Origin of the sequence: Nocardioides sp. zg-DK7169 (assembly GCF_013155365.1) — a bacterium.
Lineage (GTDB): Bacteria > Actinomycetota > Actinomycetes > Propionibacteriales > Nocardioidaceae > Nocardioides.
Window position 1 is genome coordinate 36,329 of record NZ_JABJRA010000014.1, and the last position, 23,294, is coordinate 59,622.

The 23,294-nt window shown below is 70.7% G+C and carries 23 protein-coding genes and 2 tRNA genes; 15 read left to right on the forward strand and 10 right to left on the reverse strand.

All coding sequences use genetic code 11. The features are described from left to right. The first annotated feature begins 55 nt into the window (after positions 1 to 55). Entirely contained in the window at positions 56 to 382 is a 327-nt protein-coding gene (gene trxA, locus HOQ23_RS18560) for a thioredoxin (RefSeq protein ID WP_172216713.1), read from the forward strand. On the opposite strand, the gene HOQ23_RS18565 is transcribed toward trxA, so the two are convergent. Further along, positions 372 to 1,085, reverse strand: a complete 714-nt coding sequence (locus tag HOQ23_RS18565; protein ID WP_172216715.1) for a GNAT family N-acetyltransferase — start codon at positions 1,083 to 1,085, stop codon at positions 372 to 374. The two genes, trxA and HOQ23_RS18565, sit on opposite strands and share 11 nt — an antisense overlap. 91 nt (positions 1,086 to 1,176) lie before the next feature. On the opposite strand from HOQ23_RS18565, the gene HOQ23_RS18570 reads away from it, so the two are divergent. Beyond that, positions 1,177 to 2,499, forward strand: a complete 1,323-nt coding sequence (locus tag HOQ23_RS18570) for a PLP-dependent aminotransferase family protein (RefSeq protein WP_172216717.1) — start codon at positions 1,177 to 1,179, stop codon at positions 2,497 to 2,499. 42 nt (positions 2,500 to 2,541) lie between these two features. Continuing rightward, positions 2,542 to 3,306 (forward strand): 1-acyl-sn-glycerol-3-phosphate acyltransferase, encoded by a 765-nt coding sequence (locus HOQ23_RS18575; RefSeq protein WP_172216719.1) that lies wholly within the window; start codon positions 2,542 to 2,544, stop codon positions 3,304 to 3,306. A gap of 757 nt (positions 3,307 to 4,063) precedes the next feature. Here HOQ23_RS18575 and HOQ23_RS18580 read toward each other — a convergent pair. From HOQ23_RS18580 to rpmH, 8 genes are all read right to left on the reverse strand, one after another. Further along, positions 4,064 to 5,122, reverse strand: a complete 1,059-nt coding sequence (locus HOQ23_RS18580; protein ID WP_172216721.1) for a ParB/RepB/Spo0J family partition protein — start codon at positions 5,120 to 5,122, stop codon at positions 4,064 to 4,066. Further along, positions 5,119 to 6,042: a ParA family protein gene (locus tag HOQ23_RS18585; protein ID WP_301539848.1), complete on the reverse strand. Its 924-nt coding sequence runs from the start codon at positions 6,040 to 6,042 to the stop codon at positions 5,119 to 5,121. Before HOQ23_RS18585 ends, HOQ23_RS18580 begins: the two co-directional genes overlap by 4 nt. A gap of 308 nt (positions 6,043 to 6,350) precedes the next feature. Then, complete coding sequence (gene rsmG / locus HOQ23_RS18590) at positions 6,351 to 7,061, reverse strand: 16S rRNA (guanine(527)-N(7))-methyltransferase RsmG (protein ID WP_367650575.1); 711 nt, start codon at positions 7,059 to 7,061, stop codon at positions 6,351 to 6,353. Between the two features lie 38 nt (positions 7,062 to 7,099). Next, on the reverse strand, positions 7,100 to 7,606 hold the full coding sequence (locus HOQ23_RS18595; RefSeq protein ID WP_367650579.1) for a protein jag: 507 nt from the start codon (positions 7,604 to 7,606) through the stop codon (positions 7,100 to 7,102). A gap of 14 nt (positions 7,607 to 7,620) precedes the next feature. Further along, positions 7,621 to 8,637 carry a membrane protein insertase YidC gene (gene yidC / locus HOQ23_RS18600; protein ID WP_172216728.1) on the reverse strand — a complete coding sequence of 339 codons (1,017 nt, stop codon included), beginning with the start codon at positions 8,635 to 8,637 and terminating at the stop codon, positions 7,621 to 7,623. A gap of 4 nt (positions 8,638 to 8,641) precedes the next feature. After that, positions 8,642 to 8,893: a membrane protein insertion efficiency factor YidD gene (gene yidD, locus HOQ23_RS18605; protein WP_172216730.1), complete on the reverse strand. Its 252-nt coding sequence runs from the start codon at positions 8,891 to 8,893 to the stop codon at positions 8,642 to 8,644. Beyond that, entirely contained in the window at positions 8,890 to 9,243 is a 354-nt protein-coding gene (gene rnpA, locus HOQ23_RS18610) for a ribonuclease P protein component (protein ID WP_172216732.1), read from the reverse strand. Before rnpA ends, yidD begins: the two co-directional genes overlap by 4 nt. A gap of 32 nt (positions 9,244 to 9,275) precedes the next feature. Then, positions 9,276 to 9,413 (reverse strand): 50S ribosomal protein L34, encoded by a 138-nt coding sequence (gene rpmH, locus HOQ23_RS18615; RefSeq protein ID WP_153325538.1) that lies wholly within the window; start codon positions 9,411 to 9,413, stop codon positions 9,276 to 9,278. Between the two features lie 534 nt (positions 9,414 to 9,947). Between rpmH and dnaA the strand changes: the two genes are divergently transcribed. After that, positions 9,948 to 11,447 carry a chromosomal replication initiator protein DnaA gene (gene dnaA, locus HOQ23_RS18620; protein WP_172216853.1) on the forward strand — a complete coding sequence of 500 codons (1,500 nt, stop codon included), beginning with the start codon at positions 9,948 to 9,950 and terminating at the stop codon, positions 11,445 to 11,447. Positions 11,448 to 11,463: 16 nt separating this feature from the next. On the opposite strand, the gene HOQ23_RS18625 is transcribed toward dnaA, so the two are convergent. Further along, the gene (locus HOQ23_RS18625) at positions 11,464 to 11,949 is read right to left on the reverse strand and encodes a MarR family winged helix-turn-helix transcriptional regulator (protein ID WP_367650576.1); all 486 of its coding nucleotides are present in this window, start codon (positions 11,947 to 11,949) and stop codon (positions 11,464 to 11,466) included. A gap of 55 nt (positions 11,950 to 12,004) precedes the next feature. Between HOQ23_RS18625 and HOQ23_RS18630 the strand changes: the two genes are divergently transcribed. The 11 genes from HOQ23_RS18630 to HOQ23_RS18680 all read left to right on the forward strand — a co-directional run bounded on the left by HOQ23_RS18630 (position 12,005) and on the right by HOQ23_RS18680 (position 23,158). Continuing rightward, complete coding sequence (locus tag HOQ23_RS18630; RefSeq protein WP_172216737.1) at positions 12,005 to 12,421, forward strand: organic hydroperoxide resistance protein; 417 nt, start codon at positions 12,005 to 12,007, stop codon at positions 12,419 to 12,421. Positions 12,422 to 12,895: 474 nt separating this feature from the next. After that, complete coding sequence (gene dnaN / locus HOQ23_RS18635) at positions 12,896 to 14,032, forward strand: DNA polymerase III subunit beta (RefSeq protein WP_172216747.1); 1,137 nt, start codon at positions 12,896 to 12,898, stop codon at positions 14,030 to 14,032. A 90-nt stretch (positions 14,033 to 14,122) separates the two neighbouring features. After that, positions 14,123 to 15,055, forward strand: coding sequence for a phosphogluconate dehydrogenase (NAD(+)-dependent, decarboxylating) (gene gnd / locus HOQ23_RS18640; RefSeq protein ID WP_172216749.1), 933 nt, complete (start codon positions 14,123 to 14,125; stop codon positions 15,053 to 15,055). Positions 15,056 to 15,061: 6 nt separating this feature from the next. Further along, positions 15,062 to 16,216, forward strand: a complete 1,155-nt coding sequence (gene recF / locus HOQ23_RS18645) for a DNA replication/repair protein RecF (RefSeq protein ID WP_172216751.1) — start codon at positions 15,062 to 15,064, stop codon at positions 16,214 to 16,216. After that, positions 16,206 to 16,784, forward strand: coding sequence for a DciA family protein (locus HOQ23_RS18650; protein WP_172216754.1), 579 nt, complete (start codon positions 16,206 to 16,208; stop codon positions 16,782 to 16,784). The genes recF and HOQ23_RS18650 overlap by 11 nt, the downstream gene beginning before the upstream one ends. Before the next feature lie 306 nt (positions 16,785 to 17,090). Next, positions 17,091 to 19,262, forward strand: coding sequence for a DNA topoisomerase (ATP-hydrolyzing) subunit B (gyrB, locus tag HOQ23_RS18655; RefSeq protein ID WP_172216756.1), 2,172 nt, complete (start codon positions 17,091 to 17,093; stop codon positions 19,260 to 19,262). 51 nt (positions 19,263 to 19,313) lie between these two features. Further along, positions 19,314 to 22,034: a DNA gyrase subunit A gene (gyrA, locus tag HOQ23_RS18660; protein WP_172216758.1), complete on the forward strand. Its 2,721-nt coding sequence runs from the start codon at positions 19,314 to 19,316 to the stop codon at positions 22,032 to 22,034. Then, positions 22,034 to 22,675, forward strand: coding sequence for a DUF3566 domain-containing protein (locus HOQ23_RS18665; protein WP_172216760.1), 642 nt, complete (start codon positions 22,034 to 22,036; stop codon positions 22,673 to 22,675). The genes gyrA and HOQ23_RS18665 overlap by 1 nt, the downstream gene beginning before the upstream one ends. Positions 22,676 to 22,789: 114 nt before the next feature. Beyond that, positions 22,790 to 22,863 (forward strand) — tRNA-Ile (locus tag HOQ23_RS18670). Positions 22,864 to 22,919: 56 nt separating this feature from the next. Then, positions 22,920 to 23,063, forward strand: a complete 144-nt coding sequence (locus tag HOQ23_RS18675) for a DLW-39 family protein (RefSeq protein ID WP_172216639.1) — start codon at positions 22,920 to 22,922, stop codon at positions 23,061 to 23,063. Positions 23,064 to 23,085: 22 nt separating this feature from the next. After that, positions 23,086 to 23,158: transfer RNA gene (locus HOQ23_RS18680), tRNA-Ala, on the forward strand. Positions 23,159 to 23,294: the final 136 nt, after the last annotated feature.

The window sequence follows — 23,294 nt, forward strand, 5'->3', positions numbered from 1 at the left end:
GCTGTTGCACCAGCACAGACATCACCGTCATCCGCAACCACCGAAGGGAACCACCGTGGGCAACATCGCCGCCGTGTCCGACGCCGAGTTCGAGGCGCAGGTCCTCAAGTCCGACAAGCCCGTCCTGGTCGACTTCTGGGCCGAGTGGTGCGGGCCGTGCCGCCAGGTCGCGCCGATCCTCGACGAGATCGCCGGGACCCACGGGGACAAGATCACGTTCTTCAAGATGAACGTCGACGAGAACCCCGTCACCCCCTCGTCCTACCGGGTCACCGGCATCCCGACGATCAACGTCTACCAGGGCGGCGAGGTCGTGAAGACGATCGTCGGCGCTCGCCCGAAGGCCGCGATCCTCAACGAGCTCTCCGAGTTCATCGCCTGAGCCCCACGCACCTCAACGAGGCCCTCGACGTCCCACCCACGCGGGTGGGGGTCGGGGGCCTTGCTGGTCTCGGGCCCGGGCGCACGGCACCCACCAGCCGCTCGATCGCGGCCTCGACCTCCCCGCGCCAGCTCAGCGCGGCGCGCAGGCTCATCCGCATCCGCGGCGTCAGCGGGTGCGCGCGCTGGGTCTTGAACCCCACGCTGCCCAGGAACCCCGCCGGCACCAGGCAGCCGGGCCCCGGCAGCCCCGGCACGTGCGGACGCTCCGCGCGGGTGGTGGCGAACGCCTCGACGGCCGCGATCCCGCCGCGCTGCACCAGGTCGCGTGCCATGCCCTGGATCAGCATCCGGCCGAGCCCGCCCCCGGCGTACTCCGGGTCGACGTACACCGTGGTGAGCAGGACGGCGTCCGGGGAGACCGGGGCGGTGGGGAACAACGCCGCCCCCGGCACGTACGCCGCAGGGGCGTAGACCGCCCAGCCGGCGGTGCGGCCCTCGACCTGGACGACCCGGCCGCAGGAGCCCCAGTCGCGCAGCACCTCGCTGACCCACTCCTGCTTCGCCTCGGCCGCCCGGTCGGCCGGGACCCGGTCGCGACGGACCGGGTCGAGCTCCCAGAACAGGCACCTCGCGCACTGCGCACCACGCTCGTCGAGCTCCGCGAGATGGTCCGCGGTGAGCCTGACGACCTTGCGCGACACGGGTGACCTCCCGGGCTGTGACGGGACAGACGCGCCCAAACCGCGATCCGCACGTGCGGCGAGGGCGTCCATCGGCCATGCTAGAGGGATCATGGAACAGAGTCCCGCACGCCCGCCCAGCGCCCGCCTCGACGCCTTTGTCGATCGCTACGCTGCGCGCACCGCGGGCATGACGGCCTCGGAGATCCGGGCGCTGTTCGCGGTGGCCTCGCGACCGGAGGTCGTCTCCCTCGCCGGGGGCATGCCCAACATCTCCGGGCTGCCCCTCGACGTCGTCGGGGGCGCGATCAGCGACCTCGTCGCGCAGCAGGGTGCCGTCGCGATGCAGTACGGCTCCGGCCAGGGCGTGCCCGAGCTGCGCGAGCAGATCACCGACGTCATGCGTCTCGAGGGCATCGAGGCCCACCCCGACGACGTGGTCGTCACCGTCGGCTCCCAGCAGGCCGTCGACCTCGTGACGCGCGTCTTCTGCGACCCCGGCGACGTGGTGCTGTGCGAGGCCCCGTCGTACGTCGGCGCGCTGGGCGTCTTCAAGTCCTACGAGTGCGAGGTCGTGCACGCCGAGATGGACGCGCACGGGCTGGTGCCCGAGGCGCTGCGCCAGGCGATCGCGTCGGTCAAGGCCGCGGGCAAGACGATCAAGTTCCTCTACACGATCCCCAACTTCCACAACCCGGCCGGCGTGACGCTGTCCGCCGAGCGCCGCCCGGAGATCCTCGAGATCTGCCGCGCCGAGGGCATCCTCATCCTCGAGGACAACCCCTACGGCCTGCTCGGCTTCGACCAGGAGCCGATGCGCGCGCTGCGCGCCGACTCCGCCGACAACGTCATCTACCTCGGCTCCTTCTCCAAGACCTTCGCCCCGGGCTTCCGGGTGGGCTGGGCGCTGGCGCCGGGCCCCGTGCGCGAGAAGCTCGTGCTCGCCCAGGAGTCCGCGACGCTGTGTCCCCCGCAGTTCTCGCAGATGGCGATCTCGGCGTACCTCGCGAACCACGACTGGCAGGGCCAGATCAAGCAGTTCCGCGAGATGTACCGCGGGCGCCGCGACGCGATGGTGGACGCGCTCTCGGACCTGATGCCGGCCAGCTGTCGCTGGAACGTCCCCGACGGGGGCTTCTACGTCTGGCTCTCCCTCCCCCCGGGCGTCAACGCCAAGGCGATGCTGCCCCGCGCGGTCACCGCGCGCGTCGCCTACGTCCCCGGCACGGCGTTCTATGCCGACGGCTTCGGCTCCAACGCGATGCGGCTGTCGTTCTGCTACCCGACGCCCGAGCGCATCCGCGAGGGCGTACGCCGCCTCGCCGGCGTCCTCGAGGCCGAGATGGAGCTGCGCGCGACGTTCGGCGCCCCGGATCAGGGGAAGCCTGCGCTCGGGAGCAGCGGCTACGACAGTCCCCGCATCGACCTGAGCTGATCCCCCTCACCACCCAGACAGACCGACAGACAGGCCTGACGCATGCGCGACCTCACCTACCCCCCGATCATCGCGACCGCCAAGACCGCGTTCCGTGTGCTGGGGCAGCAGATCACGCTCACCGGTGACCACCACGTGCCCCGCGAGGGCGGCGTGCTGCTCGCCTTCAACCACGTCAGCTACCTCGACTTCATCTACGGCGGGCTCGCCGCGCACCCCTCGCGGCGCCTGGTGCGTTTCATGGCGAAGAAGGAGGTCTTCGACCACGCGGTCGGCGGCCCCGTGATGCGCTCGATGCACCACATCCCCGTGGACCGCGGCGACGGCCTCGGGTCCTTCACCGCCGCCGTCGACCGGTTGCGTGCCGGCGAGGCGGTCGGCATCTTCCCCGAGGCCACCATCTCGCGCTCCTTCGAGCTCAAGGAGTTCAAGACCGGCGCCGTCCGCATCGCGGCCGCTGCCGGGGTCCCGCTCGTGCCGGTCATCCTGTGGGGCACCCAGCGGATGATGACCAAGGGCCACCCCAAGGACTTCTCCCGCGGCAAGGCCATCGCGATCACCGTCGGCGAGCCGCTGCACCCGACGACCGACACCGCCGCCGAGGACAACACCGAGCTGCACAAGCGGATGTCGGTGATGCTCGACGAGACGATCGCGTCCTACCCCGCCGACCAGCAGCCGGCCGGCTCCTGGTGGCTCCCCGCGCGCCTGGGCGGCTCCGCTCCCACGCTGGAGGAGGCGGAGGCGCTCGACGCCGCCGAGAAGCGCGAGCGCGCCGCGCGCCGCGCCGCCAAGCGCCGCTCCTGACCCCACCCCCGGCGGCACGGCCCGTCGGTCGAGCCAGTCGCGAGCCGGCCTGCCGAGCAACCTGCTGGGCCACGCGCGCCTCGGAACCGGTCCAGTGGCGCCCGAAGATGCGTTCGTACTCCGCTGCGGCGGCTGCCTGCAGGACATGACCGCCCCGGCGTAGCATCCGCAACTCTCGTAAAGTCGACATGGCGACAGGTGCACATGTCACTTCGGCCCGCGCCAAGAGGTCGACCCACCACCGCGCCGCGGCCATCGCGCACGCCCGCCGGCCGGCGGCACGCGGGTCGCTGAGGTGTGCGCCCGGGACCACGACCAGCGAGGTTCCCGACCCCACCGTGTGGGGGGACGCGACCTCGACCTCTCTGCGTGGCCGATGTTTGGCCGGCACCGCCCATCCACGGTGCCGTCGCCGTCGCGGACTTCATGCCGCTCACGTTGACGGTGGCCCCACACGGCGTTTCACGTGAAACGAAGCCCGGTCACACGGTCCGCACCGCCGCGCGCACCTCCGTCCCGCGCACGTGGCGCTGCGATGGCACAGCACCGGGAGTGCGTGCTGGGCGTCGACCTCGGCCCGCACGGCATGCCGACAGGTCGATATGTCTACTTATCTCTCCGGCCGCCGGAGTCTCGACAGCCCCCGAGCCACTGAAGTGGGTCTCGACGGACCTGACCACCGCATCGGTCGGCCCGACCTCGGCCCTCAAGCAGATTTGTCGCTAGATCAATATGTCGACAAAGCGACGAATCCCCGTCAGATGATGCGATCGGTGCGGTTGCGGGGGTCCATGATGTCCACGATCCGCTGCAGGTCCTCCATCGTCGCGAACTCGACGGTGATCTTGCCCTTGCTCCGGCCCAGATCGACCTTCACCCGCGTCTCGAAGCGGTCTGCGAGGCGGTCGGAGTACTCCACGAGGCCGGGTACGGCGCGCTGGGCGCCGCGGCCGCGCGGAGCGGGGCGCTCGCCACGGTTCCCGACGGCGACGATCTCCTCCAGGCCGCGCACGCTGATGCCCTCGGCGACGACGCGCTGGGCGAGGCGGTCCTGCAGGGCCGGGTCCTCGACGGCGAGCAGCGACCGGGCGTGGCCCGCGGAGAGCACACCTGCCGCGACCCGGCGCTGGACGGCCGGGCTCAGCTTGAGCAGGCGCAGCGTGTTGCTGATCTGCGGGCGGGAGCGGCCCAGGCGGCGCGCGAGCTCCTCGTGCGTGCACCCGAAGTCCTCGAGGAGCTGGGCATACGCCGACGCCTCCTCGAGCGGGTTCAGGTCGGAGCGGTGCAGGTTCTCCAGCAGCGCGTCGCGCAGCATGTCGGTGTCGTCGGTGTCGCGCACGATCGCCGGGATCGTGTCGCGACCGGCGGTCTGGCTGGCCCGCCACCGGCGCTCGCCCATGATCAGCTCATAGGACTCCGGGCCGGTACGACGTACGACGACCGGCTGCAGCAGCCCGATCTCACTGATCGAGTGGACCAGCTCCGCCATCGCCTCCTCGTCGAAGACGGTGCGGGGCTGGGCGCGGTTCGGGACGATCTGGTCGATCGGGATCTCGGCGAAGTACGCCCCGTGGACCGGCGCGAGGCCCTCCGAGGGGTCCGAAGCGGTGCTCTGGGCGCCCTCAGGAGCGTTTTCGACGCCTCGCGACGCCGCCGTGGAGGACCCGACCTCGCTCAGATCGGCTCCTGACGAACTCTGGGGGCCGTTCTGAGCGGCAGAACCGTCGTTCGAGGGGGTCGCGACGGGCCCCGTGGGGATCAGCGAGCCGAGTCCGCGGCCCAGTCCCCGACGCTGCGGCGGACGAGTGGTGCTCACGCGGTGCCTCCGGGAGTGGTGGGCGACTTGCTGACGGCCTTGCTGGCGATCTCCCGGGCCGCTTCGAAGTAGCTCAGCGCACCCGGTGACCCCGGATCGTAGGTCATCACCGTCTGGGCGTACGACGGCGCCTCGGAGACGCGCACCGAACGGGGGATCGCGGTGCGCAGCACCTGGCTCCCGAAGTGCTCGCGGACCTCCTCCGCGACGCCAGCGGCGAGACGCGTGCGTGCGTCGTACATCGTGATCAGGATCGTCGACACCGAGAGATCCGGGTTGAGGTGCGCCCGCACCATCTCCACGGTCTCCAGCAGCTGTCCCAGGCCCTCCAGGGCGTAGTACTCCGCCTGGATCGGGATCATCATCTCGTCGCCGGCGACGAGCGCGTTCAGCGTGAGCAGGCCCAGCGACGGCGGGCAGTCGACGAAGACGTAGTCGAAGCGCTCCTCGCCGGCCTTGGCCTCGTCCCCGACCAGCGGGTGGCCGTGGATGGCGCGGCGCAGTCGGTTCTCGCGCGCCACGACGCTGACCAGCTCGATCTCGGCGCCTGCGAGGTCGATCGTGGCGGGCACGACCATCAGGTTCTCCACGTCCGGGCATGGCGTCGCGACGTCCGCGAGCGGTACGCCGTCGACCAGGGCGTCGTACGTCGAGGGCACGCCGCGCCGGTGCTCGATGTTGAGTGCGGTGGAGGCGTTGCCCTGGGGGTCCAGGTCGATGACCAGCACCCGCTGCCCGAGCTGGGCCATCGCGACGGCGACGTTCACGGTGGAGGTGGTCTTGCCGACGCCGCCCTTCTGGTTGGCGACCACGAAGATCCGGGTGCTCGCAGGGCGCGGGACGAGGTGGCGTGCAGCGGTGCGGGACTGACGGGCCAGCACGCTGTGCTCGGCGGCCTTCGCCAGGGGAGTGGTGTTCATGTCGAGATCGCTGGAGTACGGCGCCATCTCACCGGCGGTGCGGACCGTGAAACCGGGCTTCGTTTCACGTGAAACCGCGGCTCCCGTGCTCGCCGACCCGGGACTCTCAGCGGAGCTGGTTTCACGTGAAACCGAGGCGGTCGCCGTGGTCACGTCCGAGGACTCAACCTGGGGATAATTCCCCTCATCCTGTGGAGACTCAGGCGTGGAAGGGCTCTTCGCACCTGTGGAAAACTTTGGGGATACCGCATCGTTCACGGGCGGGGAACCGGCGCTGTTGGTGCCGGAGCCCAGACGATCGTCGTCGCTCACGAACCCTGCTTTCGTCTCGGGCGGGACTTCTTGGCGCGGGACCGGCGAGGAGTCGCCGATGCCCCGGCCGCGGTCCCGGACGGCCAAGATACCTGCGCCGGATCGGCCCAGGCCACTCGGAGGGCCACCGTGGTCTCGGCCAGCACGCCCTCACCCAGGACCCGCACCTCGGGCTCGGCGCAGTGCCACGCCTCGAGCTCTGCGGCCGCGCCGGCGATCTCCTCGTGCACCGAGGATCCCTTCATCGCGACGAGCGCACCCGTGGGGGCGACCAGCGGCATCGACCAACCGAGCAGACGACCCAGCGGCGCGACCGCGCGCGACGTCACCACGTCGAACGTCTCCACCCCGTGCAGCGCGTCGGCCCGGCCGCGGTGCACGCGCACGTGGCCGAGTTCGAGCTCGTCGACCACCTCCTGCAGGAACGTCGTGCGTCGCAGCAGCGGCTCGACGAGGGTGATCGTGAGGTCGGGACGTGCGATGGCGAGGACGAGGCCGGGCAGCCCGGCACCGGAGCCGATGTCGCACACCGTGGCGCCCTCGGGGATCCACTCGCCGAGCACGGCGCAGTTGAGCAGGTGGCGGTCCCACAGCCGCGGCGCCTCCCGCGGGCCGATCAGCCCGCGTACGACGCCCTCGGTGGCCAGCAGGTCCGCGTAGCGCTGCGCAAGGGGCAGCCGCTCGGACGAGAAAACCCTCCGCGCCACATCGGGCGCGGAGGGCGTTTCACGTGAAACGTCGCTCATCAGCTGGGCAGGATCACCACGTGGCGACGGGGCTCGACGCCCTCGGACTCCGAGACCAGGCCGGCCTCCGCGACCGCGTCGTGCACGACCTTGCGCTCGAACGGCGACATCGGCGCCAGCGAGACCGGGGCACCGCTCTCGCGGACCTCGGCCACCTTGGCCGCCGCCAGCTCCTCGAGCTGCGCGCGGCGCTCGGCACGGAAGCCGGAGATGTCCAGCATCAGCCGCGAACGCTCGCCGGTCTCGCGGTAGACCGCGAGGCGGGTGAGCTCCTGCAGGGCCTCCAGGACCTCGCCGTTCGCGCCCACGAGCTGGCTCAGGTCGGCGCCGACGATGGACACCGCGGCGCGGTCACCCTCGACGTCCATGTCGAGGTCGCCGTCGAGATCGGCGATGTCGAGCAGCTCCTCGAGGTAGTCGGCCGCGATGTCGCCCTCGTTCTCCAACGCGGCGAGCCGGTCGGTGGTGGCGCCCTCGGGCGCGGTCTCCTCGCCGTTCACGGGCACGGTGCTCTCCTCGGTCACTTCTTGCCTCCCTGGGGGCCGCTCTTCGGCGAGCCACCCGGCTTCTTGCCGGACTTCTTGCGCTGCTCGCGCGTCTGCTTCTGGGGCTGCGGGCGGACCGCCGGGCGGCGCTCCACCTCGGGCTCGACCGGAGCCGCGGTGTCGACCACCAGGGTGCCCTTGCGGGCCGCCTTGGCGCGCTCGCGCTCCTCCTTGGCCGTGGCGGCCGGGGTGCCGGGAGCCGGGTTGTTGCGGATCACGTAGAACTGCTGGCCCATGGTCCACAGGTTCGAGGTGGTCCAGTACAGCAGCACGCCGATCGGGAAGGCCACGCCACCGAGGCCGAACGCCACCGGGAGGACGTAGAGCAGCATCTTCTGCTGCTGCGCGTAGGGCCCGGAGAGGGCGTCCGCGGGCATGTTCTTGGCCATCAGCTGGCGCTGCGTGGTGAAGGTCGTGGCGGTCATCGCCAGGACGAGCACGAGGGCCGCCAGCATGACGGTGACGTCGCCGTTGTCGCCCCACGTGCGGGCCGCCCAGAAGCTGTCCTTCAGGGGGATGGCGTCGAACAGGCGCGAGTTGGCGAAGTCACCGGCCAGCTCCGCGGTCAGGAAGCCGTGCGGCGTCTCCTTCTTCGCGGCCTGGTCGAGGATGCGGAACAGCGCGAAGAAGATCGGCATCTGCACCAGGATCGGCAGGCACGAGGCGAACGGGTTGGTGCCCGAGTCCTTGTACAGCTTCATCGTCTCCTGGGCGAGACGCTCCCGGTCGTGGCCGTACTTCTTCTGCAGCTCCTTCACCTTGGGCTGGATGAGCTGCATGTTGCGGCTGGACTTGATCTGCTTGACGAACAGCGGGATCAGCGCGGCGCGCACCACCAGGGTCAGGCCGATGATCGACAGCACCCAGGCCGCACCACCGGCGCTGTCCAGGCCGAGCTTGGTGAACAACCAGTGCCAGGCGACCAGGGGCGCGGAGATGATGTAGTACAGCGGCGTCATGATGAACGAGCCGATGGCGCTGAAGAATCCCACGGATTCAGGCTCCTTGCTGGGGTGAGGGAGACGAGGCTCCGGGGCGGTCCGGGACGGGGTCGTACCCGCCGGCCGCCCACGGGTGACAGCGTGCCAGACGTCGTACGGCGAGCCAGCTGCCACGCAGCGCACCGTGCTGGGTGACGGCCTCGAGCGCGTACGCCGAGCAGGACGGGTGGTAGCGGCAGACCTGGCCGTACAGCGGGCTGATCACCGCGCGGTAGGCCCGGAGCAGGCCGATCAGGACCAGCCTCATGCCAGGACCCGGTCCAGGGCCCGCTCGAGGTCCACCGCGAGCTCCGCGGAGGAGGCCTCCGCGGCCGCCGGAAGCGCACGGACCACCAGCACAGCAGAGCCCGGGAGCGACGAAAGTCGTTCCCGGGCCTGGTGTCGAAGGCGTCGCTTCACGCGGTTGCGTACGACGGAGTTCCCGACCGCCTTGCTCACGACGAAGCCGACCCGCGGCACGCCGGGGTCGGCATCGGTGCTGCTGTCCGCCTCGAGCAGGAGGTGCACCACGAGGGTGCGGGTCCCGGCCCGGCGGCCTCGGCGTGACGCGGCGCGGAAGTAATCCCCGTCGGTCAGTCGATGAGACCTGGTGAGCACGGACGCAGCGGTGTGACGGTCGAGAGCCCCCGTCAGACGGCGAGGCTCTTGCGGCCCTTGCGGCGTCGCGCGGTCAGGATGGCGCGGCCAGCGCGGGTACGCATGCGCAGGCGGAACCCGTGCACCTTGTGGCGACGACGGTTGTTCGGCTGGTAGGTACGCTTGCTCACGAGCTTCTCTTTCGGTGGTGGTTCGCGGTGTGTCCCCGCCGGGCTGATCGGCAGTGCCGCCACGCGCCCGGAACTTTCCCGGGCCAGCGACGTTCGGCAGGCACCGCCCACCCACGGTGACGGGGAAGCCTCCGTGGACGTGCGGCACCGGTCGACTCCGGCAGACCGGCCAACGGTACGCGCTGGCGAACAGCAGGGTCAAACCGGTGAGCGGCCGTGCGGGACCACTCTACGGGTGCCCCCGGCGAGACGTGCGGCACCCTGTGGATGACGGCTTGCCGCAGTGAACAACCGGGCGTTACGTTCGGTCAGCCGTCGCCCGGCTCCACCCCTGTCCCGAGAGGTGGTCGCACCGGTCGCGGTGGGACTCACCCAGAGCGGAAAACCGCCTCTGACCAGCACCGATGTCGCGACACCAGCCTTCCGGGACCAGCAGTGGGTGCGGATGGCCCGCCGCGGCGGCACAAGGTCCACAGCCTGTGGACAAACTTGTGGAGACACCGACCGCACGCGGTGGGCGAGACGTAGGACACGATCGAAGGGCAGGAACCCGTGGACCAGGACGCCACCGAGCTCCACGTTGCGTGGCACGGCGTGGTCGAGGACCTCCAGCCCAACCAGCGAGCCTGGCTGCGCGCGAGCGAGCCCGTGACGCTGCACGGCAACACCGCGATCATCGCGGTCGCCAACGACTTCACCCGCGGCCAGCTCGAGGGCCGGCTGCGCGGCCAGCTCGAGGACGCGCTCACCGTCGCATTCGACCGGGAGATCCGGATCGCGGTCACGGTGAACCCGGCGCTCGAGGAGGAGAGGCGCGAGGCCGTTGCGGTCGCACCGCCCGCCGCCGCGCCCGACGCTGCCCGCGACCACGCGCCCACCCAGGGCATTGATCGACAGATCGACAAGTCGACAAATGTGGAGGACCTGGCGCCCGCGCCGGTCGCGGACACCCATCTGCTCCCACCGCCGGCCACCGGCCCGAAGCCCTCGGCGCTCGAGACCCGGCTGAACCCGAAGTACACCTTCGAGACGTTCGTCATCGGTTCCTCGAACCGGTTCCCGCACGCCGCAGCCGTCGCCGTCGCGGAGGCGCCGGGCAAGGCGTACAACCCGCTGCTCGTCTACGGCGACTCCGGGCTGGGCAAGACCCACCTCCTGCACGCGATCGGCCACTACGTGCGCTCGCTCTACACCGGCGCCAAGGTGCGCTACGTGTCGAGCGAGGAGTTCACCAACGAGTTCATCAACGCGATCCGCGACGACCGGCAGGACCGGTTCAAGCGGCGCTACCGCGATGTCGACGTGCTCCTCATCGACGACATCCAGTTCCTGGAGGGCAAGACCCAGACCCAGGAGGAGTTCTTCCACACCTTCAACACGCTGCACAACGCCAACAAGCAGATCGTGCTGACCAGCGACCGGCCGCCCAAGCGCCTCGAGGCGCTCGAGGACCGGCTGCGCAACCGCTTCGAGTGGGGCCTGATCACCGACGTCCAGCCCCCGGACCTTGAGACCCGCATCGCGATCCTGCGCAAGAAGGCCGCGATGGACCGGCTCACCGCGCCGCCGGACGTGCTGGAGTTCATCGCCTCCAAGATCCAGACCAACATCCGCGAGCTCGAGGGCGCGCTGATCCGGGTCACGGCGTTCGCGAACCTCAACCGCCAGGAGGTCGACATGACCCTGGCCGAGATCGTGCTCAAGGACCTGATCCCCGAGGGCGGCGAGCCCGAGATCACCGCCGCGCTGATCATCGCCCAGACCGCGGCGTACTTCGGGCTCTCCATCGAGGAGATCACCGGCCCCAGCCGCGGGCGCCACCTGGTGATGGCGCGTCAGATCGCGATGTACCTGTGCCGCGAGCTCACCGACCTGTCGCTGCCCAAGATCGGCGCGCAGTTCGGCAACCGCGACCACACCACGGTCATGTACGCCGACCGCAAGATCAACCAGCTCCTCGCCGAGCGACGCGCGGTGTTCAACCAGGTCAGCGAGCTGACCAACCGTGTGAAGATGCAGGCCCGCCAGTCCTGAGCACCACCCTCGGGCTTCAGACCTGGGGCGTCCCGGCCCGTGGGGCCGGTGCCGCGTCGAGGTCTCGCAGCAGGCGACCCAGCAGGTCGCGCAGCTGCTCGGCCTCGGCCGGCTCGAAGGTGATCCCCTCGACCAGGCGCGCCGGGACCTCGGCGAGCCGTTCGCGCAGCGCCCAGCCCTGCTCGGTCGCCTCGACGAGCACCCGCCGCTCGTCGGCGGGGTCGCGGCGGCGGGTCAGGTGGCCCGCGGCCTCGAGCCGCTTGAGCACCGGCGTCAGCGTGCCCGAGTCCAGGTGGAGGCGCCGTCCCAGCCCGGAGACGGTCAGCGCCTCCGCGTCGTCGCCGGCCTCCCACAGCGCCAGCAGGCACAGGTACTGCGGGTAGGTCAGGCCGACCTCGGCCAGCAGCGCGCCGTAGCGACGGGTGAGGGCGCGGGTGGCGGCGTACAGCGGGAAGCAGAGCTGGGCGTCGAGGTCGAGCTGCGGGAAGGCGGGGTCGGGCACGAGGGAAATCCTAGACCCCTTGTCCGATTCAATTGCGCGCAATACGTTTGCACGCATGAAGCCTCTCTACACCGCCTCCGCCGTCGCCACCGGTGACGGCCGCAACGGCCACGTCCAGTCCCTCGACCAGATGCTCGACCACGACGTCCGGATGCCCCCCGAGATGGGCGGCCCCGGCGGCGGCACCAACCCCGAGCAGCTCTTCGCCGCCGGGTACGCCGCGTGCTTCCACTCCGCGCTGCGCGCCGTGGCCGGCAAGGCCGGCGCCGACGTGACCGACTCCGAGGTTGCCGCGGACGTCAGCATCGGCACCCGCGACGACGGCGGTTTCCAGCTCGCCGTCCGTCTCGAGGTGGCGCTGCCGGCCGTCGACGAGGAGCGCGCCCGCGAGCTCGTCGAGCAGGCCCACCAGGTCTGCCCGTACTCGAACGCGACCCGCGGCAACATCGACGTGGAGCTCGCGATCGCCTGATCCGGGTCCTCGGCCGGATCGATCGGCCACCACCAACGACGGCGAACCACACGAAATCCCGCCCCTCGCAGGGTGTGGACTTCCTGTGGTTCGCCGTCGTCATGTCCGGGAGAGGCTGTGGAGGAACAGGGGTGCCACGTCGAACTTGTGATTCGACTGCACAGCGGCACGCGAGCTGGCCGTCGTTCCTCCACACCCCCTGTGGGATTTGATTGAGCGCGCTGACCTGCGCAGATGTAGTTCATCCACAGTTTCCACCCACGCTATTACTCCGACCTACCTGTACATGGATCGATTGCCAGTGAACTTCCACTCGGGCTCCAACCTGGGGACAACCTCCTTCCGAGAGGTCTCGACCACCTCCCTTCGGACCCGCGTGAAGAACAAGTTCTGCCCCACCTCCGCTGCCGGTGCCGTCGGCGGCGTGGCAGGATGCGGTTCCCCAGCAGCCCTCCTCCTCGAAGGACCACCAACGTGAAGTTCCGCGTCGAACGCGACGTGCTCGCCGATGCCGTCGCCTGGGCTGCTCGCAGCCTTCCGGTGCGTCCCAGCGCGCCCGTCCTCGCCGGCCTCCTCATCGAGGCCAACGACGAGGGTCTGGTCCTGTCGACGTTCGACTACGAGACCTCCGCCCGGGCCACGCTGCGCGCCGACGTGACCGAGAACGGTCGCGCCCTCGTCAGCGGCCGGCTGCTGTCCGACATCTGCCGCAGCCTCCCGGCCAAGCCGGTCGACATGGTGATCGACGGCGCCCGCGTCTCGCTGACCTGCGGTTCTGCGCGCTTCAGCCTCCAGACGCTGCCGGTCGACGAGTACCCCTCGCTGCCCGACATGCCGACCGCGACCGGCACCGTGCAGAGCGACGTGTTCGCCCACGCGGTCGCCCAGGCCGTGACCGCGGCCGGCCGCGACGACATGCTCCCGGTGCTCACCGGCGTGCGGATCGAGATCGAGGGCTCGACGATCTCGCTGCTGGCGACCGACCGTTTCCGGCTCTCGCACCGCGAGCTGGGCTGGGACCCCCGCACCCCCGACGAGTCGCTCGCCGCGCTGGTCCCGGCGAAGGTGCTCGGCGAGACCGCCAAGTCCCTCACCGCGGGCAGCGAGGTGACCATCGCGCTGGCCGCCGGCGGTGCCGGCGAGGGCATCATCGGCTTCGAGGGCGCCTCGGCCGGTGGCGTACGTCGTACGACGACCCGCCTGCTGGACGGCGAGTTCCCCAAGGTCCGCAGCCTGTTCCCCAGCGAGCACCAGACGGTGGCCAAGGTCAAGAAGTCCGACCTGGTCGAGTCGGTCAAGCGCGTCGCGCTGGTCGCCGAGCGCAACACCGCGGTCCAGCTGAAGTTCAGCGACGGCGTGGTCACGCTCGACGCGGGCTCCGGCGACGAGGCGCAGGCCTCGGAGTCGATCGAGGCCGAGATCGACGGCGAGGACATCGTGACCGGCTTCAACCCGCAGTTCCTGCTCGACGGGCTCACCGCCATCGACGAGGACCACGTGGAGCTCGCCTTCACCCAGTCCTCCAAGCCGGTCGTGATCAGCGGCTCGCGCGAGGACGGCACGACGCCGGCCTTCCGCTACCTGCTGATGCCCCGCCGGCTGCTGTCCTGAGCCCCTGCCCCGGGGTCGTCTCACGCGCCACGGTCTAGCGTGGGTCCGACGAAGGACCCCGCAAGCACCTGACTCTCGAGGAGACGCGTGATGGAGATTGGACTCGTCGGCCTGGGCAAGATGGGCGGCAACATGCGCGAGCGGTTGCGCCGCGGCGGCCACACCGTGGTCGGCTACTCCCACCAGCCGGAGGTCCGCGACGTCGACTCGCTGGCCGAGATGGTCGAGAAGCTCTCGGCGCCCCGCGTCGTGTGGGTGATGGTGCCCTCCGGCGAAGCGACCAGGAAGACGATCGAGGAGCTCGGTGAGCTCCTCGACGAGGGCGACGTCGTGGTCGACGGCGGCAACTCGCGCTGGACCGACGACCTCGAGCACGCCGCCCAGCTCGCCGAGAAGGGCATCGGCTACGTCGACTGCGGTGTCTCGGGCGGCGTCTGGGGCCTGGAGAACGGCTACGCGCTGATGTACGGCGGCAGCGAGGACGACGTCGCGAAGGTGCAGCCCGCCCTGGACACCCTCAAGCCCGAGGGCGACTTCGGTGCCGTGCACGCCGGCAAGGTGGGCGCCGGGCACTTCTCCAAGATGGTCCACAACGGCATCGAGTACGCGATCATGCAGTCCTACGCCGAGGGCTGGGAGCTGCTCGAGAAGGTCGACATGGTCGACAACGTCACCGAGGTCTTCCGCTCCTGGCGCGAGGGCACCGTGATCCGCTCGTGGCTGCTCGACCTGCTGGTCGCCGCCCTCGACGAGCAGCCCAACCTGGAGGGCATCCGCGGGTACGCCGAGGACTCCGGCGAGGGCCGGTGGACCGTCGAGGCCGGCATCGAGCACGCGGTCGCGACCCCCGCGATCACCGCGGCGCTCTACGCCCGCTTCGTCTCCCGCCAGGACGACTCGCCGGCCATGAAGGCGGTCGCGGCGATGCGCAACCAGTTCGGCGGCCACGCCATGCACACCGCCCCGCCGCCCGGCGGCGACGCGGCCGCGGGCGACGACTCCGCCAGTCCCGTGGAGAGCTAGGCGGCGTTGTACGTCTCGCACCTCACCCTGCACGACTTCCGGTCCTACGCGACCGCCGAGGTCCCGCTCGAGCCCGGCGTCACCGCGTTCGTCGGGCGCAACGGGCAGGGCAAGACCAACCTCGTCGAGGCGATCGACTACCTGTCGCGCCTCAGCTCGCACCGGGTCGCCTCCGACGCGCCCCTGGTGCGGGCCGGTGCGGAGCGCGCCGTCGTGCGCGCCGCGGTCGTGCGCGACGGGCGCACGGCGGTGCTCGAGGTCGAGCTGATCCCGGGCAAGGCCAACCGGGCGAAGGTGAACCGCTCCGCACTCCCCCGCTCCCGCGACCTGGTGGGGCTGGTGCGCACGGTGGTCTTCTCCCCCGAGGACCTGGTGCTCGTCAAGGGCGACCCCTCGGACCGGCGCCGCTTCCTCGACGACCTGCTGGTGCTGCGCACCCCGCGCCTGGCCGGCGTCCGCGCCGACTACGACCGGGTGCTGCGCCAGCGCAACTCGCTGCTCAAGACCGCCGGCGCCGCCCGGCGCGGCAGCTCCTCGCAGGAGGCCGCGCTCTCGACGCTCTCGGTGTGGGACAGCCACCTGGCCCACATCGGTGCCGAGCTCCTGGCGCACCGGCTGCGGGTGGTCGAGGACCTCGCGCCGTACGTCGGCAAGGCCTACGAGACCGTCGCCCGCGGCGCGCGCCGCGACGACGCCGACATCGCCTACCGGCCCAGCTTCGACCTGGGCGGGGCCCGCGAGCCCGCCGACCTGGAGCAGGCGCTGCTCGCCGAGGTCGAGCGGCGCCGCGGCGACGAGCTCGACCGCGGGGTCTCGCTGGTGGGCCCGCACCGTGACGAGCTGCTGCTCAGCATCGGCCACGGTCCCGACGAGAGCCGGCTGCCGGTGAAGGGCTACGCCTCGCACGGGGAGTCCTGGTCCTTCGCCCTCGCGCTGCGGCTGGCCTCCTACGACCTGCTCCGCTCCGAGGGCGACGACCCGATCCTGATCCTCGACGACGTCTTCGCCGAGCTCGACACCGAGCGGCGCGAGCAGCTCGCCGGCCTGGTCGCCGGCGCCGAGCAGGTGCTGGTCACCGCGGCCGTGCCCGAGGACGTGCCGGCCGCGCTGTCCGGGGTGCGGTACGCCGTGGCGGGCGGCGAGGTGACCCGTGACTCCTGACCCCGAGGGGCGAGCCGGCCCCGAGGTCCCCGCGCCGGGGACCGGCGGGCTGCTGCCGGAGGCGGAACCGGAGCCCGAGCGCCGCGACGACGGCCTGGACCTGGCCCGCTCGCTGACCCGCTCCACCGCGTCCAGCTCACCGGTCGCCCGGCGCCGCCCGCGCTCGAAGTTCCGCGCGCCGGGCCGGGTGAGCGGCTCGCACCCCGACGACCGCGACCCCCAGCTGCTCGACACCACCCTCGGCCGGCTGATCGGCGACCGCGGCTGGGAGCTCGACCTGCGCATGCAGGGGGTGTTCGGCCGCTGGGAGCAGCTGGTCGGCGCGGAGATCGCGCAGCACTGCACGCCGGAGTCCTTCGCCGACGCCAAGCTGGTGGTCCGCACCGACTCCACTGCGTGGGCGACCCAGCTGCGGCTGCTGGCACCGACGCTGGTCCGGCGGCTCAACGAGGAGCTCGGCCACGGCACCGTGACCGTGATCGACGTGCTCGGACCGCACCTGCCCACCTGGAAGAAGGGCCGGCGATCGACCCGCGACGGGCGGGGTCCGCGCGACACCTACGGCTGATCCGGGGAGCCGCGCGAGCCCCGGGCGAGGCGGCGCGGGGTCCGGATGACCGGCAAGGCGCGCGGCCGTCCGGGCGCCCGGGTGGGTGTACCTCTCCCTGTCCGACCCCCTGTTCGGCCCTTCCCGGCCCGTTTGTGGTCCGCCCAGGGGCATCCGAGGGGTCCGGACCACCCCACGGGCGCGGGCCGGTCCGTGTTTCCGAGTCCTCTGGCGGGTAGGATGGGCGCTGGGTCGCCGCTGTGCGACCCGTTCCATGTCGGCTCGGCGTTCGCCGGGCCACACCCGCGTTTCCAGGAAGAGGTGGCCATGCCAGGGGAGAACTCTGTCGAGCAGGGGTCCGGACCGACCCCCGAGACCAACAACTCCCCCGCTGCCGAGACCACCGAGGACGAGATCGTCGAGGTCAGCGGCCTGCGCAGCACCGCCGTGGACACCGAGTACGACGCCTCGGCGATCCAGGTGCTCGAGGGCCTCGAGGCGGTGCGCAAGCGCCCCGGCATGTACATCGGCTCCACCGGTGAGCGTGGCCTGCACCACCTGATCTGGGAGATCGTGGACAACGCGGTCGACGAGGCACTCGCGGGCCACTGCGACCGGATCGTGCTGACCCTGCGCGAGGACGGCGCGATCAGCGTCGAGGACAACGGTCGCGGCATCCCCACCGACACCGCGCCGGGCCAGGAGATGCCGGCCGTCACGATGGCGCTGACCATGCTGCACGCCGGCGGCAAGTTCGGCGGCGGCGGCTACAAGGTCTCCGGCGGCCTGCACGGCGTCGGCGTCTCGGTCGTCAACGCCCTGTCGAGCCACCTCATCGTGGACGTGAAGAACCGCGGGCACCTGTGGCGCCAGTCCTTCACCATCGGCGAGCCCGACGGCCCGCTGGAGCAGGTCCGCCCGCTCGAGGAGGGCGAGGACACCGGCACCACGGTGACCTACTGGGCCTCGGAGGAGATCTTCGAGACCACGACGTACTCCTTGGAGACCATCACCAACCGCGTGCGCGAGATGGCCTTCCTCAACAAGGGCCTCGAGATCGTCGTGCGCGACGAGCGCGCCGCGGCCGACGAGGTCGTCGACGCGGTCGAGGGCGACGCGGTCGCCGACGCCGCGGAGGGCGCCGAGACCGGTGACGGCGCGGCCATCCACCGTGCCCACACCGGTGGCCTCGAGCAGGTCTTCCGCTACGACCGCGGCCTGGTCGACTACGTCGAGCACCTCAACAAGCGCAAGGAGAAGGCCAACCCGACGGTCATCTCCTTCGAGGCCGAGACTCCGGCCTCGATCGAGAACCACATGAGCCTCGAAGTCGCGATGCAGTGGAACACCAGCTTCACCGAGTCGGTGCACACCTTCGCCAACACGATCAACACCCACGAGGGCGGCACCCACGAGGAGGGCTTCCGCGCGGCCCTCACCTCGCTGGTCAACCACTGGGGCGAGGAGTGGGGCCTGATCAAGAAGGCCGAGGACCGGGTCAAGGGCGACGACATCCGCGAGGGCCTGACCGCGATCATCTCGGTCAAGCTCGGCGAGCCGCAGTTCGAGGGCCAGACCAAGACCAAGCTTGGCAACACCGAGGCCAAGGGCTTCGTCCAGCGCCTGATGAACGACCAGTTCGGTGCCTGGCTGGAGCAGAACCCGGCCGAGGGCAAGGACATCGTCCGCAAGGCCCAGGCCGCGGCGTCCGCCCGGATCGCCGCGCGCAAGGCGCGCGACCTGGCCCGCAACCGCAAGGGCATCCTCGGCGGCGGCGGCCTGCCCGGCAAGCTCTCGGACTGCCAGTCGACCAACCCCGCCGAGTGCGAGGTCTTCATCGTCGAGGGTGACTCCGCAGGCGGTTCGGCGCGTCAGGGCCGCGACCCGCGGATCCAGGCGATCCTGCCGATCCGCGGAAAGATCCTCAACGTCGAGAAGGCCCGCCTGGACCGGATCCTGGGCAACCAGGAGGTGCAGTCCATCGTCTCCGCGATGGGCACCGGCATCCAGGAGGACTTCGACATCGACAAGCTGCGCTACCACAAGGTGGTGCTGATGGCCGACGCCGACGTCGACGGCCACCACATCAACACCCTGCTGCTGACGCTGCTGTTCCGGTTCATGAAGCCGCTGATCGACCACGGCCACGTCTACATGGCCCAGCCGCCGCTGTACCGGCTGCGCTGGAACAAGCCGCACGAGCACGAGTTCGTCTACTCCGACGCCGAGCGCGACGCGCTGATGGCCGCGGGCCTGGCCGCGGGCAAGAAGCTGCCCAAGGAGAACCCGGTCCAGCGCTACAAGGGTCTGGGCGAGATGAACGCCAAGGAGCTGTGGGAGACCACGATGGACCCCGACCAGCGGCTGATGCTGCAGGTCACGCTCGAGGACGCCGCCCAGGCCGACGAGATCTTCTCGATCCTGATGGGCGAGGACGTCGAGCAGCGCCGCTCCTTCATCCAGCGCAACGCCAAGGACGTCCGATTCCTCGATATCTAGCTCTCTAGCGCCAGAACTAGATTCCCGTAGACACGACCAGAGAGACCCATCGTGACTGAGACACCCACCTCCGGCGGCACTCCCCCCATCCCGCCGCCCGGCGGCCGGATCGAGCCCGTCGAGCTGAAGACCTCGATGCAGCGCGCCTACATCGACTACGCGATGGCGGTCATCGTCGGTCGCGCGCTGCCCGACGTACGCGACGGTCTGAAGCCGGTGCACCGGCGGGTGCTCTACGCGATGTACGACGGGGGCTACCGCCCCGACCGCGGCTTCTCCAAGTGCAGCCGCGTCGTCGGTGACGTCATGGGTCAGTACCACCCGCACGGCGACACCGCGATCTACGACACCCTGGTCCGCCTCGCGCAGCCCTGGGTGATGCGCGCGCCGATGATCCAGGGCCAGGGCAACTTCGGCTCGCCGGGCAACGACTCGGCGGCCGCGATGCGGTACACCGAGTGCCGGATGGCCCCGCTGGCCCTGGAGATGGTCCGCGACATCGAGAAGGAGACCGTCGACTTCCAGCCGAACTACGACGGCCGCTCCCAGGAGCCCACGGTCCTGCCGTCGCGGATCCCGAACCTGCTGGTCAATGGCTCGGCCGGCATCGCGGTCGGCATGGCCACCAACATCCCGCCGCACAACCTGCGCGAGGTCGCCGAGGGTGCCCGCTGGGCCCTCGAGCACCCCGACGCGACCCGCGAGGAGCTCCAGGACGCCCTGATCGAGCGGATCAAGGGCCCCGACTTCCCCAACGGCGCGCTGATCGTCGGCACCCAGGGCATCGAGCAGGCCTACCGCACCGGTCGCGGGTCGGTCACCCAGCGCGCGGTGATCGAGGTCGACGAGGACAGCAAGGGCCGCACCTGCCTGGTGGTCACCGAGCTGCCCTACATGGTCAACCCGGACAACCTGGCGCTGAAGATCGCCGAGCTCGCCGACTCCGGCCGGGTCCAGGGCATCGCCGACGTCCGCGACGACACCTCCGACCGCACCGGCCAGCGCCTCGTGGTCGTGCTCAAGCGCGACGCCGTGGCCCGCGTGGTGCTCAACAACCTGCTCAAGCACACCGAGCTCCAGACCAACTTCAGCGCCAACATGCTGGCGCTGGTCGACGGCGTGCCGCGCACCCTCTCGATCGACCAGTTCATCAGCAACTGGGTCACCCACCAGGTCGAGGTCATCCGCCGGCGCACGGAGTTCCTGCTCCGCGAGGCCGAGGCCCGCGCCCACATCCTGCGCGGCCTGGTCAAGGCCCTCGACATGCTCGACGAGGTCATCGCGCTCATCCGCCGCTCCCCCGAGGTCGACGACGCCCGCCAGGGCCTGATCGCGCTGCTGGAGATCGACGAGCTCCAGGCCAACGCGATCCTCGACATGCAGCTGCGCCGCCTCGCCGCGCTGGAGCGCCAGAAGATCATCGACCAGCTCGCCGCGATCGAGGTGGAGATCGCCGACTACCGCGACATCCTCGCCAACGTCACCCGCCAGCGCCAGATCGTCGCCGACGAGCTCGCCGAGATCGTGGAGAAGTACGGCGACGACCGGCGTACCCAGATCATCGCGGCCTCCGGCGACATGTCGATGGAGGACCTGATCCCCGACGAGGACCTCGTCGTGACGATCACCCGCGGCGGCTACGCCAAGCGCACCCGCGCGGACCAGTACCGCACCCAGAAGCGCGGCGGCAAGGGCGTGCGCGGTGCGACCCTGCGCGGCGACGACGTGGTCGAGCACTTCATCGCGACCACCAACCACCACTGGCTGCTGTTCTTCACCACCGCCGGCCGGGTCTACCGCACCAAGGCCTACAACCTCCCCGAGGCGCTGCGTGACGCCAAGGGCGGGCACGTCGCCGGGCTGCTGTCCTTCCAGCCCGACGAGCACATCGCCCAGGTGCTCGCGATCCGCGACTACGAGCAGGCGCCGTACCTCGTGCTGGCGACTCGCAACGGCCTGGTCAAGAAGACCCGCCTGGGCGACTACAACAGCCCGCGCCAGGCCGGCGTCATCGCGATCAACTTCCGCGACGAGGACGACGAGCTGATCGGCGCCGAGCTGGTGAACTCCGAGGACGACATCCTGCTCGTCTCCCGCAAGGGCCAGGCGATCCGGTTCCGCGCCGACGACACCCAGCTGCGCCCGATGGGCCGCGCGACCTCCGGCGTGAGCGGCATGAAGTTCCGCGACGGCGACTCGCTGCTGTCCCTGTCGGTGATCCGCGCCGTCCAGGTCGCGGCCGAGGAGGCCGCCGGCCTCTCCGAGCGCGACGAGGACTCCGCGGGCGTCGAGGCCACCACCGAGCAGGTGGAGGAGGTGAAGGCGCAGTACGTCTTCACCATCACCGACGGCGGCTTCGCCAAGCGCACCCGGATCAGCGACTACCGCCTGCAGTCGCGCGGCGGCCTCGGCATCAAGGCGATGGCGCTGGCCAACGAGGCGCGCGGCCACCTGGTCGGCGCCTTCATCGTCGAGGACGGCGACGAGGTGCTCTCGGTGACCGAGAGCGGCCAGGTCGTGCGCAGCCCGATCAACGACGACTTCCGCCCGACCGGCCGCTCCACGCAGGGCGTGAAGTTCGTGTCGCCCAAGTCCGGCGACTCGGTCAAGGTCGTGGCCCGCTCGGTCGAGGCCAAGGCGGAGCAGGAGGCCGAGGAGGTCGACGCCACCGCCACGGACGGCTCCGACAGCGCTTCGCCCGATGCGGAGGACAGTGCAACAATCGTGGGGACCGACACCGACGAGGGTGCTGACCCTGGGGATGAGGCCTGATGCCCGACCGATCCGTCGAGAGCACCTCGACCCGCCTCCCCGCTCAGGGGACCGACGCCGACGCCCAGAAGGCCCAGAAGGCCCAGAAGCAGGGCACCAAGGGCGGCAAGAAGGGCGCCGGCAAGCCTGCCGAGAACGACACCGAGAAGACGGCGGTGCGTCCCGGCTTCGGCGAGCGGATCCAGGCGAAGCTCGCCGGCGCCGCCGACGAGCACCGTGCCAACACCGGTGCCGCCGCTCCCGCTCCGACCGGCTCGGGCTCGGGGCGTCCGCCCCGGCGCGCCCGGCTGCGCCTGACCCGGGTCGACCCCTGGTCGGTGATGAAGACGGCGTTCCTGCTCTCGATCGCCTTCGCCGTGGTCACGATCGTCTCGGTGCTGATGGTGTGGTCCGTGCTCGGTGCGGCCGGCGTCTGGGAGTCCATCAACTCCTCGGTGCGCGACATCGTCGGTGGTGACCAGGCCGAGGAGTTCAACATCGAGAACTACCTCGGGACCGCCCGCGTGCTCGGCTTCACCACCATCGTCGCGGTCGTCGACGTGGTGCTGCTCACCGCGATCGCGACCCTGGGCGCGTTCTTGTACAACATGGCTGCGGCGCTGCTCGGCGGCGTCGAGGTCACCCTGGCCGAGGACAACTGAGGCCTGCACCACATCGCCCCTCCCGCACGGGCCCCGTTTTGTCCGGGTCCGCGCGGGTGGGGTAATGTCACCGCTCGGTTGCCCCGTGCGACCGCGGCCGGTTCGTCCGGTTGCGGGCCTATAGCTCAGACGGTTAGAGCGCTTCCCTGATAAGGAAGAGGTCACAGGTTCAAGTCCTGTTAGGCCCACCGAAGTTCCCAGCACCACCAGCTCAGCCCACGTCCGCGAAGCGCCGGGAGGCATGATGAAGAAGATCATCCTGGTGGCGCTCGCCGCCCTCGGGGCCGTCACCGCGAAGCGCCGGATCGACGCCGGTCGCGCCGAGCAGGCACTGTGGGCCGAGGCGACCGACTCGGTCACCGGCAACCGGCCCGCCGAGCGTGCCTGACGCCCGCACCGCACCCGCACCGGGGGCCTTGGCGCAATTGGTAGCGCACCTGCTTTGCAAGCAGGGGGTTGGGGGTTCGAGTCCCCCAGGCTCCACTGACAGGACCTGCAGGCTCCACTGCGGGTCCTGTCTTCATTTCGGGGCCGGCTCGTCCGACGTGGCGTCGGCTCTAGGGCAGTGGACAGAGGAATACGCAACGCTTGGGCTGCGCCCCGCCCCGATCAGGCTCTT

What these genes read in the sequence shown, in the direction of transcription:
- HOQ23_RS18585 (WP_301539848.1), bottom strand. Translation starts at nt 6,042, where the DNA reads ATGAACACCACTCCCCTGGCGAAGGCCGCCGAGCACAGCGTGCTGGCC.
- HOQ23_RS18630 (WP_172216737.1), top strand. Translation starts at nt 12,005, where the DNA reads ATGAAGCCTCTCTACACCGCCTCCGCCGTCGCCACCGGTGACGGCCGC.
- HOQ23_RS18665 (WP_172216760.1), top strand. Translation starts at nt 22,034, where the DNA reads ATGCCCGACCGATCCGTCGAGAGCACCTCGACCCGCCTCCCCGCTCAG.
- gnd (WP_172216749.1), top strand. Translation starts at nt 14,123, where the DNA reads ATGGAGATTGGACTCGTCGGCCTGGGCAAGATGGGCGGCAACATGCGC.
- HOQ23_RS18575 (WP_172216719.1), top strand. Translation starts at nt 2,542, where the DNA reads ATGCGCGACCTCACCTACCCCCCGATCATCGCGACCGCCAAGACCGCG.
- HOQ23_RS18570 (WP_172216717.1), top strand. Translation starts at nt 1,177, where the DNA reads ATGGAACAGAGTCCCGCACGCCCGCCCAGCGCCCGCCTCGACGCCTTT.
- yidD (WP_172216730.1), bottom strand. Translation starts at nt 8,893, where the DNA reads ATGAGGCTGGTCCTGATCGGCCTGCTCCGGGCCTACCGCGCGGTGATC.
- gyrB (WP_172216756.1), top strand. Translation starts at nt 17,091, where the DNA reads ATGCCAGGGGAGAACTCTGTCGAGCAGGGGTCCGGACCGACCCCCGAG.
- HOQ23_RS18675 (WP_172216639.1), top strand. Translation starts at nt 22,920, where the DNA reads ATGAAGAAGATCATCCTGGTGGCGCTCGCCGCCCTCGGGGCCGTCACC.